The following is a 16978-nucleotide window of genomic DNA, read 5'->3' as shown; positions in this document are numbered from 1 at the left end:
GAGCTTCCATGTCAGCCGTAGAGCCCTCCCTGATCGAACGCATCATCCGTGACGACGTGCGCGCCATGGGCGCCTACCACGTGCCGGATTCGCACGGTCTGGTCAAGCTCGACGCGATGGAAAACCCGTACCGCCTGCCGCCCGCGCTGCGCCAGCAACTGGCCGAGCGCCTGGGCGAGGTGGCGCTGAACCGCTACCCGGTGCCGAGCAGCGAAGCGCTGCGCGCCGCGCTCAAGCGCGTGATGCAGGTGCCGGCCGGCATGGACGTGCTGCTCGGCAACGGCTCGGACGAGCTCATCAGCATGCTGGCGCTGGCCGCGGCCAGGCCGGGCGCGAAGGTAATGGCGCCGGTGCCCGGCTTCGTCATGTACGCGATGTCGGCGCAGTTTGCCGGCCTGCAGTTCGTCGGCGTGCCGCTGCGCGACGACTTCACGCTCGACCGCGCCGCCATGCTGACGGCAATGGCCGCGCAGCAGCCCGCCATCATCTACCTGGCCTATCCGAACAACCCCACCGGCAACCTGTTCGATGCCGCCGACATGGAGGCCATCATCCGCGCCGCGCAGGGCGAGGTCTGCAACAGCCTGGTGGTGGTCGACGAGGCCTACCAGCCGTTCGCCCAGCACAGCTGGATGCCGCGCCTGACCGACTTTGGCAACCTGCTGGTGATGCGCACCGTATCGAAGCTGGGCCTGGCCGGCATCCGCCTGGGCTACCTCGCCGGCGCGCCGGAATGGCTGTCGCAGCTTGACAAGGTGCGGCCGCCCTACAACGTCAACGTGCTGACCGAGGCCGCCGCGCTGTTCGCGCTCGAGCATGTGGCGGTGCTGGACCAACAGGCCGCGCAACTGCGTGCCGAGCGCACGCGCGTGGCCGACGGCATGGCGGCGCAGCCCGGGGTCACCGTGTTCCCCAGCGCCGCCAATTTCCTGCTGGTGCGCGTGCCGGATGCCGCACAGACCTTCGAGCGCCTGCTGGCGCGGAAGGTATTGATCAAGAACGTGAGTAAAATGCACCCGTTGCTGGCCAATTGTCTGCGCGTCACGGTCAGCACGCCCGAAGAAAACGCGCAGTTCCTTGAGGCATTCGCAGCGTCGCTGCAGGATTAACACCATGCGTGTTGCAGAGGTCACCCGCAATACTTCGGAAACGCAGATTCGCGTTTCCCTGAATCTCGACGGCAGCGGCCGCCAGAAACTGGCGTCGGGCGTGCCGTTCCTCGACCACATGCTGGACCAGATCGCCCGGCATGGCATGTTCGACCTGGAGGTCGAAGCCACCGGCGACACGCATATCGACGACCACCATACGGTGGAAGACGTGGGCATTACGCTCGGCCAGGCGGTGGCCAGGGCCATCGGCGACAAGAAGGGCATCACCCGCTACGGGCACAGCTACGTGCCGCTGGACGAATGCCTGTCACGCGTGGTGATCGATTTCTCCGGCCGCCCGGGCCTGGAATTCCATGTTCCGTTCACGCGTGCGCGCGTGGGCAGCTTCGACGTGGACCTGACCATCGAGTTCTTCCGCGGCTTCGTCAACCATGCGGGCGTCACCCTGCATATCGACAACCTGCGCGGCATCAACGCCCATCACCAGTGCGAAACCGTGTTCAAGGCCTTTGGCCGGGCACTGCGCATGGCGGTGGAACTCGATCCGCGCGCGGCCAACACGATCCCGTCGACCAAGGGTACGCTCTGAGCATCCTGAATCCGTAGGCGTGCCGGCTGGTTGCGGCGCCCGCCCACCTCTCTAGCCAATACGGCCAGCGCTGCTGGCAACCGCAACCGATGGATACGCTCAAGTCGTTTATCTCGCTGCTGGCGCTGATCAACCCGATCGGGGCGATCCCGTTCTTCATCAGCCTGACCAGCCTGCAGACCGAAGCGGAAAAGCTGCGTACCATCAAGATCGCATCGATCTCGGTGGCGATCGTGGTGGCGGTGTCCGCGCTGCTGGGCCAGCAGATCATCGAGTTCTTCAATATCTCGGTGGCATCGCTGCAGGTGGGCGGCGGGCTCATCATGATCATGATGGCCATGAACATGCTGAATGCGCAAACCAGCCGCACCAAGGCCACCCCGGAAGAAGAGGACGAGGCCGAGGTAAAGTCCAGCATTGCGGTGGTGCCGCTGGCGCTGCCGCTGCTGACCGGGCCGGGTTCGATCAGCACGGTGATCGTCTATGCCGGCAAGACCCAGCACTGGTACCAGCTGCTGATCCTGGTCGGCATCGGTGCGCTGCTGGGCTCGGTGGTGTACCTGGTATTCCGCGCGGCGGACCCGATCGCCCGGGTAATCGGGCGCACCGGCATCAATATCGGCACGCGCCTGATGGGCTTGATCCTGTCGGCGTTGGCCGTTGAATTCATCGTGGACGGGCTGAAGACATTGTTGCCTGTTTTGAAATCATGACTACCATAGCAATTGTGGATTACGGCATGGGCAACCTGCGCTCGGTGGCGCAGGCGCTGCGCGCCGCGGCACCGGAAGCCGATGTCCGGGTGGTGGATGCGCCCGAAGGCATCCGCTCGGCGGACCGCGTGGTGCTGCCGGGCCAGGGCGCGATGCCCGACTGCATGTCGGCGCTGGGCGCGTCCGGGCTGCAGCAAGCGGTGGTCGAGGCCGCCGCGAGCAAGCCGATGCTGGGCGTGTGCGTGGGCGAGCAGATGCTGTTCGAATTCAGCACTGAAAGCCGCGCCGGCACGGATCGCACCCCGGCGCTGGGGCTGATGCCAGGGCAGGTCGTACGGTTTGCCCTGGATGGCATGACGCAACCCGACGGCTCGCGCTTCAAGGTGCCGCAGATGGGCTGGAACCGGGTGCGCCAGGCCAGGCCGCACCCGCTGTGGGACGGTATCCCGGACGACAGCTGGTTCTATTTCGTCCACAGCTACTTTGTGCAGGCGCAGGATCCGGCCCATATTGCCGGCGAAACGGAATACGGAGTCGTGTTTACCAGCGCGGTAGCGCGCGATAATATTTTCGCGACGCAGTTCCACCCCGAGAAAAGCGCGGCCATGGGCTTGCAGCTGTACCGGAACTTCGTCCACTGGAATCCCTGAAGCGCAGCTTGCCGATTCGCGATTCGCTTGTGTTCGCTTGTTGACCCGATGCTCGACCGCTGACCGACCCGGCACCTGACCCGTTTCCGATCGACTATCGACCCGACCTGACCGGCATGCGCCGGTCTCGCTCAATCTCACTCACTCAACCACGCTCGTCACGCATATGTTGCTCATTCCGGCCATCGACCTGAAGGACGGTCAGTGTGTACGCCTCAAACAAGGCGACATGGACCAGGCCACCGTCTTTTCCGAAGATCCCGCCGCCATGGCACGCCACTGGGTGGAGCAGGGCGCCCGCCGCCTGCACCTGGTGGACCTGAACGGCGCCTTCGTGGGCAAGCCCCGCAACGAGGCTGCCATCAAGGCCATCATCGCCGAGGTCGGCGACGAGATCCCGGTGCAGCTGGGCGGCGGCATCCGCGATCTGAACACCATCGAGCGCTGGCTGGACGACGGGCTCTCGTACGTCATCATCGGCACCGCGGCGGTGAAGAACCCCGGCTTCCTGAAAGACGCCTGCTCGGCCTTCGGCGGCCATATCATCGTCGGGCTCGATGCCAAGGACGGCAAGGTCGCCACCGACGGCTGGAGCAAGCTGACCGGCCACGAGGTGGCGGACCTGGCGCGCAAGTACGAAGACTACGGCGTCGAGGCCATCATCTATACCGACATCGGCCGCGACGGCATGCTGCAGGGGATCAATATCGATGCCACCGTCAAGCTGGCGCAGTCGATGTCGATCCCGGTGATCGCCAGCGGCGGGTTGTCCAACCTGGCCGATATCGACAACCTGTGCGCGGTGGAGGGCGAGGGCGTGGAAGGGGTCATCTGCGGCCGCGCGATCTATTCCGGCGACCTCAACTTTGCCGACGCGCAGGCGCGCGCCGACAAGCTGCGCGACGGGCAATAAGGCAACGGCGCCGCGGGGCGCGGCCGCCCGGCCGCTGCCGGCACGGCAGCGGTGGCGGACAAGGAATCTCATGCTAGCCAAACGTATCATCCCCTGCCTGGACGTGACCAACGGGCGGGTGGTCAAGGGCGTCAATTTTGTCGAGCTGCGCGACGCGGGCGATCCCGTCGAAATCGCGCGCCGCTATGACGAGCAGGGCGCCGACGAAATCACATTCCTGGACATCACCGCAACCAGCGACGGGCGCGACCTGATGCTGCATATCATCGAGGACGTCGCCTCGCAGGTATTCATACCGCTGACGGTGGGCGGCGGCGTGCGCACCGTCGAAGACGTGCGCCGGCTGCTCAATGCCGGCGCCGACAAGATCAGCGTCAATTCGTCGGCGATTGCCAACCCGCAACTGGTGTCGGATGCCACCGCGCGCTATGGCTCGCAGTGCATCGTGGTGGCGATCGACGCCAAGCGCAGCTCCGCCCCGGGGGAAGCGCCGCGCTGGGAGGTCTTTACCCACGGCGGGCGCAAGGCAACCGGGCTGGATGCGGTGCAATGGGCGCGCGAGATGGCGAACCGCGGCGCCGGCGAGATCCTGCTCACCAGCATGGATCGAGACGGCACCAAGAGCGGCTTCGACCTGGAGCTGACCCGCGCGGTCAGCGATGCGGTGCCGGTGCCGGTGATCGCCTCGGGCGGCGTCGGCGGCCTGCAGGACCTGGCCGACGGCATAACCAAGGGCCGCGCCGACGCGGTGCTGGCCGCCAGCATCTTCCACTACGGCCAGCATACCGTGGGCGAAGCCAAGGCATTCATGGCCCGCGAGGGCATACCCGTGCGGATCTGATCATGCCGAAGAAGTGGCTCAACAAGGTGAAATGGGACGACAACGGCCTGGTGCCGGTGATCGTGCAGGAAGTCGGCTCGAACGACGTGCTGATGTTCGCGTTCATGAACCGCGAGGCGCTGCTGCGCACCGTGGAGCTGGGCGAGGCCGTGTTCTGGTCGCGCTCGCGCAAGCGCCTGTGGCACAAGGGCGAAGAGTCGGGCCACGTGCAGAAGGTGCACGAGATCCGTCTGGACTGCGATGAAGACGTGGTGCTGCTGAAGGTGACGCAAATCGACAGCATCGCCTGCCATACCGGGCGCCATTCCTGCTTCTTCCAGAAATTCGAGGGCGATGCGGACGCCGGCGACTGGCAGACGGTCGAGCCGGTGCTGAAGGACCCTGCCCAGATCTACACCAAGCCATGAGCGACAACGCACTCAGCAGCAACGATGTCCTGGCGCGCCTGGCCGAGGTGCTGGAATCGCGCAAGCCCGCCAACGGCGGCGACCCCGACAAGTCCTACGTGGCTCGCCTGTTCAGCAAGGGCGACGACGCCATCCTGAAGAAGATTGGCGAGGAAGCCACCGAGACCGTGATGGCCGCCAAGGATGCGCGCGCCGCCGGTGAAAGCGGCGCCGCGGCCGGCAAAGTAGTCTATGAAGTGGCCGACCTGTGGTTCCACAGCATGGTGCTGCTGGCAAACTTCGGCCTGACGCCGGCGGATGTGGTCAACGAGCTGGCGCGGCGCGAAGGGCTGTCCGGCCTGGAAGAGAAGGCCCGGCGCAAGGACTAGCCGGCGCGGGTGCCGGCCGGTCTCCCGCCTGCCTCAGGCAGGCTTCCAACCGAGGGCGATTATGGCGAACGACTACACCGGGCAGGTCACTACTCCCAGCGGCGAACAGCTTGGCAGCCTGCGCAAGCTGCTGCACATCCTTTACGCGCTGTATGCGATCTTCTGGCTCACCGGCGGCATCACCGCGCTGATCGCCATCGTGATCGACTACGTCAAGCGCGATGACGCGCGCGGCTCGCTGTATGCCTCGCACTTCGCCTGGCAGATCCGCTCGTTCTGGTGGTCGGTGGCCTGGGGCGTGCTGGGCGGGGTGCTGTTCGCGACAGTTGTGCTGATGCCGCTGGCCTTTGCCGTCTGGGGCGTGCTGTCGTTGTGGATGCTGTATCGTATCGTCAAGGGCTGGCTGTATCTGAACGACAGCAAGCCGATGTACCCGGATCAGCAATTCTGAGGGTCGGGCAGACCGATGCACGAGGTGGTCACCGGCGCCGCGGCCGTCGCAATGAAATTTTCATGAACGCTCAGGATAATTGCATCTTCTGCAAGATCGTGGCTGGCCAGCTGCCGTCGAACAAAGTCTATGAAGACGACGACATGCTGGCTTTCCACGATATCCATCCCAAGGCCCCGGTACACTTGCTGGTCATTCCCAAGGCACATGTCGACTCGCTGGCCGATTGCGGCGCCGGCGAAGGAGAGGTGCTTGCTAGAATGATGCTGAAGGTGCCAGAACTGGCGCGCGCGGCCGGCTGTTCCAACGGCTTCCGGACGGTGATCAACACCGGCCCGGACGGCGGACAGGAGGTCTACCACCTGCACCTGCATGTGCTCGGTGGACCGCGCCACGCCTGGAAGGGACCGCTGCCCTGACCGGGCAGCCTTGGCAGGGGAGCGTCCGCGGCGGCAACGCCCGGGCAGAAGCTGTGCCGGCAACCGTCGCCCGGCGCGGCCATCACGGGACGGAACAACGGGTCCGGGCATCTATGATTGCGCCCGCGGCTGCATCAGGAGCAAGAGATGGGTTCGTTTAGCATTTGGCACTGGCTGATCGTGCTGGTGATCGTCATGCTGGTATTCGGCACCAAGAAGCTGCGCAATATCGGCCAGGACCTGGGCGGCGCGGTCAAGGGCTTCAAGGACGGCATGAAGGACGGCGAGGACAAGGGCGCCCAGCCGGGCGCGTCCAAGGAACTGCGCGATTCCACCACCATCGACGTCGACGCCAAAGAAAAGTCCCGCCAGCAATAAGCCGGCGGTGTGCCCTCCCTTCCACGCAAACCTCGCTGCGCGTGTCGTTGCGCGCCTGCGCTATTCCGCATGTTGTCCGCATGATGTGTCCGCATGATTGATCTCGGCATTTCCAAGCTGGCGCTGATCGGCGCCGTGGCACTGATCGTGATCGGTCCCGAACGGCTGCCCAAGGTCGCGCGCACGGTAGGCGCGCTGGTGGGCCGTGCGCAGCGCTACATCAACGACGTCAAGGCGGAAGTCAGCCGCGAGGTGGAACTGGAAGAACTGCGCAAGATGCGCACGGAATTCGAGGACGCCGCGCGCGATGTCGAGCGCACCATCCATAAGGAAGTCAGCGAGCAGACCCAGGCGCTCAACGAAGCGCTGGGCGGCGCCGAAACCGGCGCAGCCAGCGGCACCGGCGGCAGCAGCGACGCCGGTGGCGGCTTCGTGCCCAGCTGGGACGCGGCGCACAAGGCGCACAACGGGCGCAAGAGCTGGCGCGTCAAGCAGGGCGCGCGTCCGCTGTGGTTCAAGCGCCAGCACAATGTCCGCGTCTGGGTGCAGTCGGGCGCGGCGCGCGTCAAGCGGCACCGGCCGGCCAGCCGGCCCTCCCGTTCCTTCTTCGAATAAGCATGGCGCGCGGCGAACTCCTGCCGGCCGCCGTGGCCGCTGTCGTTGTGTCCGCCTTCCCACGCCGCCGCGTTGCGGTTTCATCGATCCACTTGCCAGCCCTCGCGGCTGAGCGGTTCACGCCATGAGCGACACCCGGTCCTCCGATCCCCAAGACCCGCAAGACGAGTCGCAGCAGGAAACCTTCATCTCCCACCTGATCGAGTTGCGCCAGCGACTGGTCAAGGCGGTGGCCGGCATCATCCTGGTGTTCGTCTCGCTGGTCTACTGGGCGCCCGTCATCTTCAACCTGTTCTCCGCGCCGCTGATGGAATCGCTGCCCAAGGGCGGCAAGATGATCGTCACGGACGTGACCGGCTCGTTCTTCGTGCCGATGAAGGTGACCTTGCTGGTGGCATTCCTGATCGCGCTGCCATGGGTGCTGTACCAGGTCTGGCAGTTTGTCGCGCCCGGCCTGTACCAGCATGAGAAGCGCCTGATCCTGCCGCTGGTATCGAGCAGTTATTTCCTGTTCTTGTGCGGCGTGGCGTTTGCGTATTTTCTGGTGTTCCCCACTGTGTTCCATTTCATGGCGCACTACAACGCGCCGCTGGGGGCGGAGATGTCCACCGACATCGACAAATACCTCAGCTTCGCCATGACCACGTTCCTGGCCTTCGGCATTACCTTCGAAGTGCCGGTGGTGGTGATCGTGCTGGTGCGGTTCGGCGTGGTCGAACTGGAAAAGCTCAAGCAGATCCGCCCCTATGTGATCGTCGGGGCCTTCATCATCGCCGCCATCGTCACGCCGCCGGACGTGCTGTCGCAACTGCTGCTGGCGGTTCCTCTCGTGGCCCTCTATGAACTTGGCCTGATCCTGGCCCGTTTCATCGGCCGCCCGGCAGCCGAGGAGGCCACTTCCGCAGAAACGCAGCCGGACGAATCGCGCTGAGGCAGGCTTTTTCGCAGGCTGTGTTGTTCGTTTGCACCAAAATGGGGATTTTTGCCCGCATTCCTGTTGCTCTCCGACAACAAAAACCGCCAGTAAGCATGGTTTACGCCGAAAAAGCCTTCTGACGGCCGGGGGGGCTGGCACATAATACGCAGCAGACGTGAATGTAAATGCGTCGCCCAAGCACTTGGGCAACCAAGATTTCCCAATCAGTTGACAAGGAAAGTGTCGATATGAAGATGAAACTGTTTGCTGCTGCCGTCGCCGCTCTGGCCGCTGGTGGCGCGTATGCCCAGTCGAGCGTGACCCTGTACGGCGTGGCTGACGTCGGCCTCGAATACGTCAGCAAGGCCAACGCTGCCGGCGACGATCTGTTCCGCATGTCGTCGGGTAACCAGTCCGGTTCGCGCTGGGGCCTGCGTGGCGTGGAAGACCTGGGTGGCGGTCTGAAGGGCGTGTTCGTCCTGGAAAGCGGCTTCGACCTGGATGACGGTCGTTCGGCCCAAGGCGGTCGTCTGTTCGGTCGTCAAGCCTACGTCGGTCTGCAAAGCAACTTCGGTTCGCTGCTGCTGGGCCGTCAACAGACCGCCTTCTACGACTTCGGTCTGATCTATGACCCGATGGCCATCTCGTCGCGCTACGGTATCCTGGCTCAGGACGCCGCTTTCGCTTCGCGCGCCGACAACACCGTCAAGTACATCGGCAAGTTCGGTGGCCTGACCGCTTCGGCCTTCTACAGCTTCAACAACAACGGCCAAGAAGTTGCCGGCGCCTTCCGCCGCGGCCAAGAGTACGGTGCCATGCTGAACTACGCAGCCGGCCCGTTCTCGGTTGGTGCTGCTTATGACGAAGTGCACGGCACGACCACCGGCACCGCCGCTGCTCCTGTCGACGCAAGCGGTCAGCGTATCCGCCGCGCCACCGTTGGTGCCAACTACGCCTTCGGTCCGGCCAAGGTCTACGCTGGCTACCGTTGGGCCAAGGCTGCTGACGGCGCCGCTCTGCCGGGCCAAGTGGCGACTGCCGCCAACCCGCTGGGCATCAACGGTACCTCCAACCTGTACTGGCTGGGTCTGGGCTACCAGCTGACCCCGGCGTTCTCGCTGTCGGGCGCTGCTTACTACCAAGACTTCCGCAAGACCGACGCCGATCCGTGGCAATTCGTCGTGACCGCCGACTACGCGCTGTCGAAGCGTACCGACGTGTACACCTCGCTGTCGTACGCTCTGAACGACAACGGTTCGCTGCTGGGCGTGAACGGCTTCAACACCGTCCAAGCTGGCAAGGACCAGTTCGGTGCTGTGGTCGGCCTGCGCCACAAGTTCTAATCTGACGCGGGCCTCCGCCCGCTGACGGTTGACTTGAAAAACGCCGGCATCCGCAAGGATGCCGGCGTTTTCTTTTGCGCAATCCAAGGCGAGGCAATCGATAGAATGGCTGGCGCCTTGTACTGCGTCCGCTTGCCGTCAGACCGTGCGAATTTCCATTGGGACGGGCCGGTCTGCATTTGCCCATTCAAACCACGCGGATAGTAGCGGCCCGGCAAGGCACGGTGGCAGACCCATTCAGACGGGCTGTCATCGCCAGGACAACTGGCGCTGTAAGGCAGGACGCTGCGGCTCTGCCGAAATCGGACGCAGGCCGATCCATCTCGCCGCTACCGCCCCGTCCCGGAATCGATGCGGGCATGAAAAAACCCGCCATCGCTGGCGGGTTTGCTGACTCCGGTAAAGGCGCGGCCCGGCTTATTCTTCCTCTTCGAACGGCAGCGAGCGGCGCGGCGGAGGTGGCCGCTTGCCGATGGTCACCGTCAGGTCCGTCGGCTTGCCGCGCCGGATCACGGTCATCTTGATGTCCACGCCTGGCTTGAGCTGCGCAATGGCATTGAGAAGCGCCGTGGTATCCGTGATCGACAAGCCATCTACCTTTGTCAGCACATCGCCTGGCCGTACGCCCGCCTTGTCGGCCGGACCGCCCTGGACCACGGCGGCAATCAGGGCGCCTTCCTTGGCATCGAGTCCGAACGATTCGGCAATCTCCGGCGTCATGTCCTGCGGCTCGACGCCGATCCAGCCGCGCGTCACGCTGCCGGTCGAGATAATCGACTCCATTACCTGCTTGGCCGTCGATACCGGAATGGCGAAGCCGATGCCCAGCGAGCCGCCCGAGCGCGAATAGATCGCCGTATTGATGCCCAGCAGGTTGCCCTGCGCGTCGACCAGCGCGCCGCCCGAGTTGCCGGGGTTGATCGCGGCATCGGTCTGGATGAAGTTCTCGAAGGTGTTGATACCCAGGTGGCTGCGGCCCAGCGCGGACACGATGCCCATGGTCACGGTCTGGCCCACGCCGAACGGGTTGCCGATGGCCAGCACCACATCGCCGACCTTCACGTTCTCGAGCCGGCCTAGCGTGATCGCGGGCAGATCCTTGAGCGTCACCTTCAGCACGGCCAGGTCGGTTTCCGGATCGGAGCCGACCACCTTGGCGTTGGCCTTGCGGCCATCGGTCAGCGCGATCTCGATCTCGTCGGCGCCGTCGACCACGTGGTGGTTGGTTAGAATGTAACCCTCGGCGCTGACAATGACGCCCGACCCCAGGCTGGAAACCGGCTCCTGCCGCTCCGGCAGGCGGTCGCCGAAGAAGAAGCGGAACCACGGATCCTCGGCCTGCGGGTTGGGCGAGCGCTTGTTGCCGTTCTTGCTGGTAAAGATATTGACCACCGCCGGCATGGCCAGCTGGGCGGCTTCGCTGTATGACCCTTCGGCCGCAGGACCGGACACGTTGGGCACGACCTCCTTGAGCGCCACGATGGGCGAGCCGGATTGGACCGCGACGCGCCCCCTCTGCAGCCATTCAGGCTTGAGCGTTGCCACGACGAACCAGACCGCCAGCACGACGGTGACAGCCTGGGCAAAGAACAGCCAAAAGCGCCGCAACATATTGGAGTTTTGAGCAGAAAATGAAAACAAAAGAGCTTGAATTGTACTTGAACGACCTGTTGGAAGTTTCCCGCTACAAGGACTATTGTCCCAATGGGCTGCAAGTGCAAGGTCGCTCGGAGATCACACACGTGGTGACCGGGGTGACGGCAAGCCTGGCGCTGGTCGATGCCGCGGTCGAGGCGGGCGCCGACGCCATCCTCGTGCACCACGGCTATTTCTGGAAAAACGAGGATGCGCGCGTGGTGGGGCAGAAGCATGCGCGCCTGAAGCGCCTGCTCGGCGCCGATATCAATCTGTTCGCCTACCACCTGCCGCTGGATAATCACCCGGAATTCGGCAATAACGCGCAACTTGGCCTGCAGCTCGGTTTCACGCCCACCGGCCGCTTCAGTGACGACCAGCTGGGCTGGACCGGCACGCTACCCGCGCCGATGCCGCTTGCCGCGCTGGCTGCGCATGTCGGCGGCGTGCTCGGGCGGGAACCGCTGGCGATCGGCGCGCCGGAGCAGATGATCCGCACCGTTGGCTGGTGCACGGGTGGGGCGCAAGGGTATTTCGATGCCGCGGTGGCCGCCGGCGTCGACGCCTATCTGAGCGGCGAAGTCTCGGAGCAGACCACGCACCTGGCGCGCGAGAGCGGCGTGGCGTATCTGGCGGCGGGCCATCACGCGACCGAGCGCTATGGCATCCGCTCGCTGGGCCAGCATGTGGCCGAGCGCTTCGGCCTGCGCCATACCTTTATCGATATTCCGAATCCGGTCTGATCTGACAAAAAACAAAACGGCCCCAGCGGGGCCGTTTTATCGTTCTGGCTTCGAAATCAGCGGGCCTTCAGGCTGTCACGGATTTCACGCAGCAGCGCCACTTCCTCGGGCGGGGCGGCGGGCGGCGGCGCCGGTTCTGCCGCGCGCATCCGGTTGAAGGCGCGCACCATCAGGAAGATGATGAAGGCCAGGATGATGAAGTTGACAACAATGGTCAGGAAATTGCCATAGGCAAACACCGGTACGCCGGCCTTCTTCAGGGCATCGAGCGTGAGCGGGGTCCCGGGAGGGGGATCGGCCAGAACAATGAACATGCTGGAGAAATCCAGCTTGCCCACCACACGTCCTACCAACGGCATGATCAGGTCGTTGACCACCGAATCCACGATCTTGCCGAACGCCGCGCCAATGATCACACCGACAGCCAGGTCGATGACGTTGCCGCGTACGGCGAAGGTTCTGAATTCCGAGATCATGCCCATGGGGGGTTCTCCTTCTTGTGGCGATGGGTGAACGGTTTCAAGCTGGAAGCCTGCCGCATCACTCACCGGAAATCAAGCGTGCAGGCGGATTTCCGGGATGCATGTCCGATAATCGCGCGAGGCCGTGGCATTTTCTGCCTATCTAGTGCGCAGGTGTCTAAGGTACACTTTATGGTTGACGCAAAATCTAAATTGACTTCCCCTGGGGTTTGGAATGAGTGACCAGCAAGACGTGAAGAGCGTGGATAAAGGTCGCCGCAATTGGTTGATCGCGACATCCGTCGCTGGCGGCGTCGGAGGCGTGGCGGTAGCGGTTCCTTTCGTCAGTACCTTTGCACCATCGGAGAAGGCCAAGGCCGCGGGTGCCCCAGTCGAGGCGGATATCGGCGCCCTGAAGCCGGGCGAGATGATGACCGTCGAGTGGCGCGGCAAACCGGTCTGGATCATGCGGCGCACGGAGGAGCAACTGGCGTCGCTGAAGAAGACGGACGGCGAAGTGGCCGATCCCAATTCCGATATCCCGTTCACCATGCAGACGCCCGAGTACTGCAAGAACGAAACCCGTTCGCGTCCGGAGCACAAGGACGTGCTGGTGGTAGTGGGCATCTGTTCCCATCTCGGCTGTTCCCCCTCGGGCCCCTTCGCCCCCGGTGCCAATCCTCAGCTCGGCACTGATCCCGGTTTCCTCTGCCCCTGCCATGGATCCACCTTCGATCTGGCCGGGCGCGTCTTCAAGAACAAGCCGGCTCCGCAGAATCTCGATGTTCCCCCCTACCAGTTCCTGTCCGAAAGCAAGATCGTGATCGGCAAGGACGAGAAAGGAGAAGCCTGATCATGGCGGCCGAAAAACAAGTCAAGACGACCGGCCTGCTGGGCTGGATCGACGCCCGCTTTCCCGCGACCCAATTGTGGGAAGACCACCTGTCCCGCTACTACGCGCCGAAGAACTTCAACTTCTGGTATTTCTTCGGTTCGCTGGCGCTGCTGGTGCTGGTGATCCAGATCGTCACGGGCATCTTCCTGGTGATGAACTACAAGCCGGACGGCACGCTTAACGCCGCCGGCATTCCCGTGGCCTTTGCCAGCGTGGAATACATCATGCGCGAAGTGCCGTGGGGCTGGCTGGTGCGCTACATGCATTCGACCGGCGCCTCGGCGTTCTTCGTCGTGGTCTACCTGCATATGTTCCGCGGGCTGCTGTACGGTTCGTACCGCAAGCCGCGCGAGCTGGTCTGGATCTTCGGCTGCCTGATCTTCCTGTGCCTGATGGCCGAAGCCTTCATGGGCTACCTGCTGCCGTGGGGCCAGATGTCGTACTGGGGCGCCCAGGTGATCGTGAACCTGTTCTCGGCCATTCCGGTGATTGGCCAGGACCTGTCGCTGTTCATTCGCGGTGACTACGTGGTCAGCGACGCGACCCTGAACCGCTTCTTCTCGTTCCACGTCATCGCCGTGCCGCTGGTGCTGCTGGGCCTGGTGATCGCGCACATCATCGCGCTGCACGAAGTGGGCTCGAACAACCCGGACGGCGTCGAGATCAAGGCCAAGAAGGACGAAAACGGCATCCCGCTGGACGGCATCCCGTTCCACCCGTACTACTCGGTGCATGACCTGCTCGGCGTGGGCGGCTTCCTGATCCTGTTCTCGGCGGTGATCTTCTTCTTCCCCGAGGTGGGCGGCTATTTCCTGGAAGCCAACAACTTCTTCCCGGCCGACCCGCTGAAGACTCCGCCGCATATCGCGCCGGTCTGGTACTTCACGCCGTTCTACTCGATGCTGCGCGCCACCACGTCGAACTTCCTGCCGATCCTGTGGGTGTTCTTCGCGCTGCTGCTCGGCATGGTGTTCCTGCGCAGCAAGGATGCGCGCGTGAAGATCGGTGCCATCGCCATCGCGGTGATCCTGGCCGTGGGCTTCTACTTCATCGACGCCAAGTTCTGGGGCGTGCTGGTGATGGGCGGCTCGGTGGTGATCCTGTTCTTCCTGCCGTGGCTCGACTGCTCGCCGGTCAAGTCCATCCGCTATCGTCCCGCTTTCCACAAGACCATCCTGATCGTCTTCGTGGTGGTGTTCCTGGTGCTCGGCTATCTCGGCGTGCAACCGCCGTCGCCGGTTGGTGAGAAGGTGTCGCAGCTCGGTACGCTGCTGTACTTCGCCTTCTTCCTGACCATGCCGCTGTGGAGCCGTGTCGGCGAGTTCAAGCCGGTCCCGGAGCGTGTCACGTTCCACCCGCACTGAGCGAAGCGAACCCCGACAAGAGCACAAGGACACAAGATGAAAAAGCTGCTTTCGATCCTCGCGCTGGCCGGCGCCTGCATTGCCGGCGCGCCCGCCATGGCATCCGAGGGGGGCTTCCCCCTCGAGCCGGCGCCGGTGAACACCGCCGACCTGTCGTCGCTGCAGCGCGGCGCCAAGGTGTTCGTCAACTACTGCCTGAACTGCCACGGCGCATCGATGATGCGCTACAACCGGCTCAAGGACATCGGCCTGACCGACGACCAGATCCGCGAGAACCTGCTGTTCACCGCGGACAAGGTGGGCGAAACCATGAACATCGCCATGCAGCCGAAGGAGGCCAAGGCCTTCTTCGGCGCGCAGCCGCCGGACCTGTCGGTGATCGCGCGCGCCCGTGGCGACGACTGGCTCTACACCTACCTGCGCACGTTCTACCGCGACGACAGCCGCGCCACCGGCTGGAACAACCTGGTGTTCCCGAGCGTCGGCATGCCGCACGTGCTGTGGGAACTGCAGGGCCAGCGCGCCGCCAAGTTCACTGAAGTGGAAGAGCATGGCGAGAAGGTGCACAAGTTCGCCGGCTTCGAGCAACTGAGCCCGGGCAAGCTGAGCAAGGTCGAGTATGACCAGATGACCGCCGACCTCGTCAGCTTCCTCGACTGGATGGCCGAGCCCGCGCAGAACCACCGCAAGCGCCTGGGCGTGTGGGTGCTGCTGTTCCTGGGCGTGTTCACCGTGTTCGCCTGGCGCCTGAACGCGGCGTACTGGAAAGACGTGAAGTAAACCGTGGCAGGGCCTGATCGGGCCCTGACCCAGAAAGCCAGGGGCGGTCGCTGCGAAAAAGGCAGCGCCGCCCCTGGCTTTTTTCAGGCGATAGTCATAAAAAGCGCCGCATTTGCCACTTATTTGCTTTTCGGTAGCCGACTTTGGCAGAATGGCAGACCTTACTGTCCGACCCAGCTCCGGCTAAGCCCAAGGAATCCAACCATGATGGTGTTGTATTCGGGTACGACTTGCCCGTTTTCCCAACGTTGCCGCCTCGTCCTGTTCGAAAAAGGCATGGATTTTGAAATCCGCGACGTCGACCTGTTCAACAAGCCCGAAGATATTTCGGTGATGAACCCGTACGGCCAGGTGCCCATCCTGGTCGAGCGCGACCTCATCCTGTATGAGTCGAACATCATCAACGAATATATCGACGAGCGCTTCCCCCACCCGCAGCTGATGCCGGCCGACCCGGTGCAGCGCGCCCGCGCCCGCCTGTTCCTGTTCAACTTCGAAAAGGAACTGTTCACCCACGTCTACACGCTGGAGAACGAAAAGGGCAAGGCCGCGGAAAAGAACCACGAACGCGCCCGCGCCGCGATTCGCGACCGGCTGACGCAGCTGGCGCCGATCTTCGTCAAGAACAAGTACATGCTGGGCGAAGAGTTCTCGATGCTCGACGTCGCCATCGCGCCGCTGCTGTGGCGCCTGGACCACTACGGCATCGAGCTGTCGAAGAACGCCGCGCCGCTGCTGAAGTATGCTGAACGCATTTTCAGCCGTCCCGCGTACATCGAAGCGCTGACCCCGTCCGAAAAGGTGATGCGCCGCTAACCGGCACCGGCCCGACGGCAACCGCCCTCGGGCCATTGCCGGCGCCATTGGAAGCACAATGCCTGAAACCTCCACCAAGCCCTACCTGATCCGCGCCATCTACGAATGGTGCACGGACAACGGCTTCACGCCGTACATCGCCGTCTTCGTCGACGCCAACACCAACGTGCCGCGCGAGTTCGTCAAGAACAACGAAATCGTGCTGAACGTCAGCTTCGACGCCACCAGCGGCCTGGACATGGGCAACGAGTGGATCACCTTCAGCGCACGCTTCGGCGGTGTCTCGCGCAAGATCGACGTGCCGGTCGAGAACGTGCTGGCGATTTACGCCCGCGAGAACGGGCAAGGCATGGCCTTCCCGGTCGAACGCAGCGTGCCGGAAACCCAGGCCGCCACCGAGCGTGAAAACAACCCGCCGCCCAAGCTCGCCCCGGTCGAAGCCGAAACCCCGGCAACCACCAGCGACCCCGGCCCCGGCGACGACGACACGCCGCCCCCGGTGCCCCGCATCGGCGGCAAGAAGCCCGCACTGAAAGTGGTGAAGTAAGCCATCCCAAAGCCGACCGCAA

General features: G+C 63.9%; 22 protein-coding genes. 20 read left to right on the top strand and 2 right to left on the bottom strand.

Translation table 11 applies throughout. The features are described 5' to 3' along the window. The first annotated feature begins 8 nt into the window (after positions 1–8). From hisC to CBM2588_RS15915, 14 genes are all read left to right on the top strand, one after another. Positions 9–1109: a histidinol-phosphate transaminase gene (gene hisC, locus CBM2588_RS15980; RefSeq protein WP_115681301.1), complete on the top strand. Its 1101-nt coding sequence runs from the start codon at positions 9–11 to the stop codon at positions 1107–1109. Between the two features lie 4 nt (positions 1110–1113). Further along, entirely contained in the window at positions 1114–1701 is a 588-nt protein-coding gene (gene hisB / locus CBM2588_RS15975) for an imidazoleglycerol-phosphate dehydratase HisB (RefSeq protein WP_010812330.1), read from the top strand. A gap of 89 nt (positions 1702–1790) precedes the next feature. Beyond that, complete coding sequence (locus CBM2588_RS15970; protein WP_115681300.1) at positions 1791–2414, top strand: YchE family NAAT transporter; 624 nt, start codon at positions 1791–1793, stop codon at positions 2412–2414. Continuing rightward, positions 2411–3064: an imidazole glycerol phosphate synthase subunit HisH gene (hisH, locus tag CBM2588_RS15965; RefSeq protein ID WP_172583597.1), complete on the top strand. Its 654-nt coding sequence runs from the start codon at positions 2411–2413 to the stop codon at positions 3062–3064. The genes CBM2588_RS15970 and hisH overlap by 4 nt, the downstream gene beginning before the upstream one ends. A 166-nt stretch (positions 3065–3230) precedes the next feature. Further along, the gene (gene hisA / locus CBM2588_RS15960) at positions 3231–3977 is read left to right on the top strand and encodes a 1-(5-phosphoribosyl)-5-[(5-phosphoribosylamino)methylideneamino]imidazole-4-carboxamide isomerase (protein WP_029047635.1); all 747 of its coding nucleotides are present in this window, start codon (positions 3231–3233) and stop codon (positions 3975–3977) included. 70 nt (positions 3978–4047) lie between these two features. Then, entirely contained in the window at positions 4048–4818 is a 771-nt protein-coding gene (gene hisF, locus CBM2588_RS15955) for an imidazole glycerol phosphate synthase subunit HisF (RefSeq protein ID WP_115681298.1), read from the top strand. 2 nt (positions 4819–4820) lie between these two features. Beyond that, positions 4821–5225 (top strand): phosphoribosyl-AMP cyclohydrolase, encoded by a 405-nt coding sequence (gene hisI, locus CBM2588_RS15950; RefSeq protein WP_092317504.1) that lies wholly within the window; start codon positions 4821–4823, stop codon positions 5223–5225. After that, the gene (locus CBM2588_RS15945) at positions 5222–5593 is read left to right on the top strand and encodes a phosphoribosyl-ATP diphosphatase (RefSeq protein WP_012354084.1); all 372 of its coding nucleotides are present in this window, start codon (positions 5222–5224) and stop codon (positions 5591–5593) included. Before hisI ends, CBM2588_RS15945 begins: the two co-directional genes overlap by 4 nt. 61 nt (positions 5594–5654) lie before the next feature. Further along, positions 5655–6044 (top strand): DUF4870 family protein, encoded by a 390-nt coding sequence (locus CBM2588_RS15940; RefSeq protein ID WP_115705107.1) that lies wholly within the window; start codon positions 5655–5657, stop codon positions 6042–6044. A gap of 62 nt (positions 6045–6106) precedes the next feature. Further along, positions 6107–6463, top strand: a complete 357-nt coding sequence (locus CBM2588_RS15935) for a histidine triad nucleotide-binding protein (protein WP_018004940.1) — start codon at positions 6107–6109, stop codon at positions 6461–6463. Between the two features lie 147 nt (positions 6464–6610). Beyond that, positions 6611–6841 carry a Sec-independent protein translocase subunit TatA gene (gene tatA / locus CBM2588_RS15930; protein ID WP_018004941.1) on the top strand — a complete coding sequence of 77 codons (231 nt, stop codon included), beginning with the start codon at positions 6611–6613 and terminating at the stop codon, positions 6839–6841. Between the two features lie 93 nt (positions 6842–6934). Continuing rightward, a complete protein-coding gene (tatB, locus tag CBM2588_RS15925) occupies positions 6935–7456 on the top strand; it encodes a Sec-independent protein translocase protein TatB (RefSeq protein ID WP_115681297.1) in 522 nt (173 codons plus the stop codon). A gap of 124 nt (positions 7457–7580) precedes the next feature. Continuing rightward, the gene (gene tatC / locus CBM2588_RS15920; protein ID WP_115681296.1) at positions 7581–8387 is read left to right on the top strand and encodes a twin-arginine translocase subunit TatC; all 807 of its coding nucleotides are present in this window, start codon (positions 7581–7583) and stop codon (positions 8385–8387) included. A gap of 233 nt (positions 8388–8620) precedes the next feature. Beyond that, on the top strand, positions 8621–9715 hold the full coding sequence (locus tag CBM2588_RS15915) for a porin (protein ID WP_115681295.1): 1095 nt from the start codon (positions 8621–8623) through the stop codon (positions 9713–9715). Between the two features lie 417 nt (positions 9716–10132). Here the strand turns inward: CBM2588_RS15915 and CBM2588_RS15910 are convergent, their stop codons facing one another. Continuing rightward, positions 10133–11326 (bottom strand): Do family serine endopeptidase, encoded by a 1194-nt coding sequence (locus CBM2588_RS15910; protein ID WP_018004945.1) that lies wholly within the window; start codon positions 11324–11326, stop codon positions 10133–10135. A gap of 20 nt (positions 11327–11346) precedes the next feature. On the opposite strand from CBM2588_RS15910, the gene CBM2588_RS15905 reads away from it, so the two are divergent. Continuing rightward, entirely contained in the window at positions 11347–12093 is a 747-nt protein-coding gene (locus CBM2588_RS15905; protein WP_115681294.1) for a Nif3-like dinuclear metal center hexameric protein, read from the top strand. 56 nt (positions 12094–12149) lie between these two features. Here CBM2588_RS15905 and mscL read toward each other — a convergent pair whose 3' ends face one another. Then, on the bottom strand, positions 12150–12575 hold the full coding sequence (gene mscL, locus CBM2588_RS15900) for a large conductance mechanosensitive channel protein MscL (RefSeq protein ID WP_111521354.1): 426 nt from the start codon (positions 12573–12575) through the stop codon (positions 12150–12152). A 214-nt stretch (positions 12576–12789) separates the two neighbouring features. Here mscL and petA point away from each other — a divergent pair, with 214 nt between their 5' ends. From petA to CBM2588_RS15875, 5 genes are all read left to right on the top strand, one after another. Next, positions 12790–13407, top strand: coding sequence for a ubiquinol-cytochrome c reductase iron-sulfur subunit (gene petA / locus CBM2588_RS15895; protein ID WP_018004948.1), 618 nt, complete (start codon positions 12790–12792; stop codon positions 13405–13407). Positions 13408–13409: 2 nt separating this feature from the next. Continuing rightward, the gene (locus tag CBM2588_RS15890; protein WP_012354073.1) at positions 13410–14813 is read left to right on the top strand and encodes a cytochrome b; all 1404 of its coding nucleotides are present in this window, start codon (positions 13410–13412) and stop codon (positions 14811–14813) included. Positions 14814–14849: 36 nt separating this feature from the next. Continuing rightward, positions 14850–15593 (top strand): cytochrome c1, encoded by a 744-nt coding sequence (locus CBM2588_RS15885; RefSeq protein WP_012354072.1) that lies wholly within the window; start codon positions 14850–14852, stop codon positions 15591–15593. A 204-nt stretch (positions 15594–15797) separates the two neighbouring features. Then, on the top strand, positions 15798–16409 hold the full coding sequence (locus CBM2588_RS15880; RefSeq protein WP_010812311.1) for a glutathione S-transferase N-terminal domain-containing protein: 612 nt from the start codon (positions 15798–15800) through the stop codon (positions 16407–16409). Between the two features lie 58 nt (positions 16410–16467). After that, complete coding sequence (locus CBM2588_RS15875) at positions 16468–16956, top strand: ClpXP protease specificity-enhancing factor (RefSeq protein WP_115681293.1); 489 nt, start codon at positions 16468–16470, stop codon at positions 16954–16956. The last annotated feature ends 22 nt before the right edge of the window (positions 16957–16978 follow it).

It is taken from the genome of Cupriavidus taiwanensis (assembly GCF_900250075.1).
Taxonomy (GTDB): Bacteria; Pseudomonadota; Gammaproteobacteria; order Burkholderiales; family Burkholderiaceae; genus Cupriavidus; species Cupriavidus taiwanensis_C.
The sequence above is the reverse complement of the archived record's forward strand: the minus strand, read 5'-3'. Positions and strand labels throughout refer to the sequence as shown.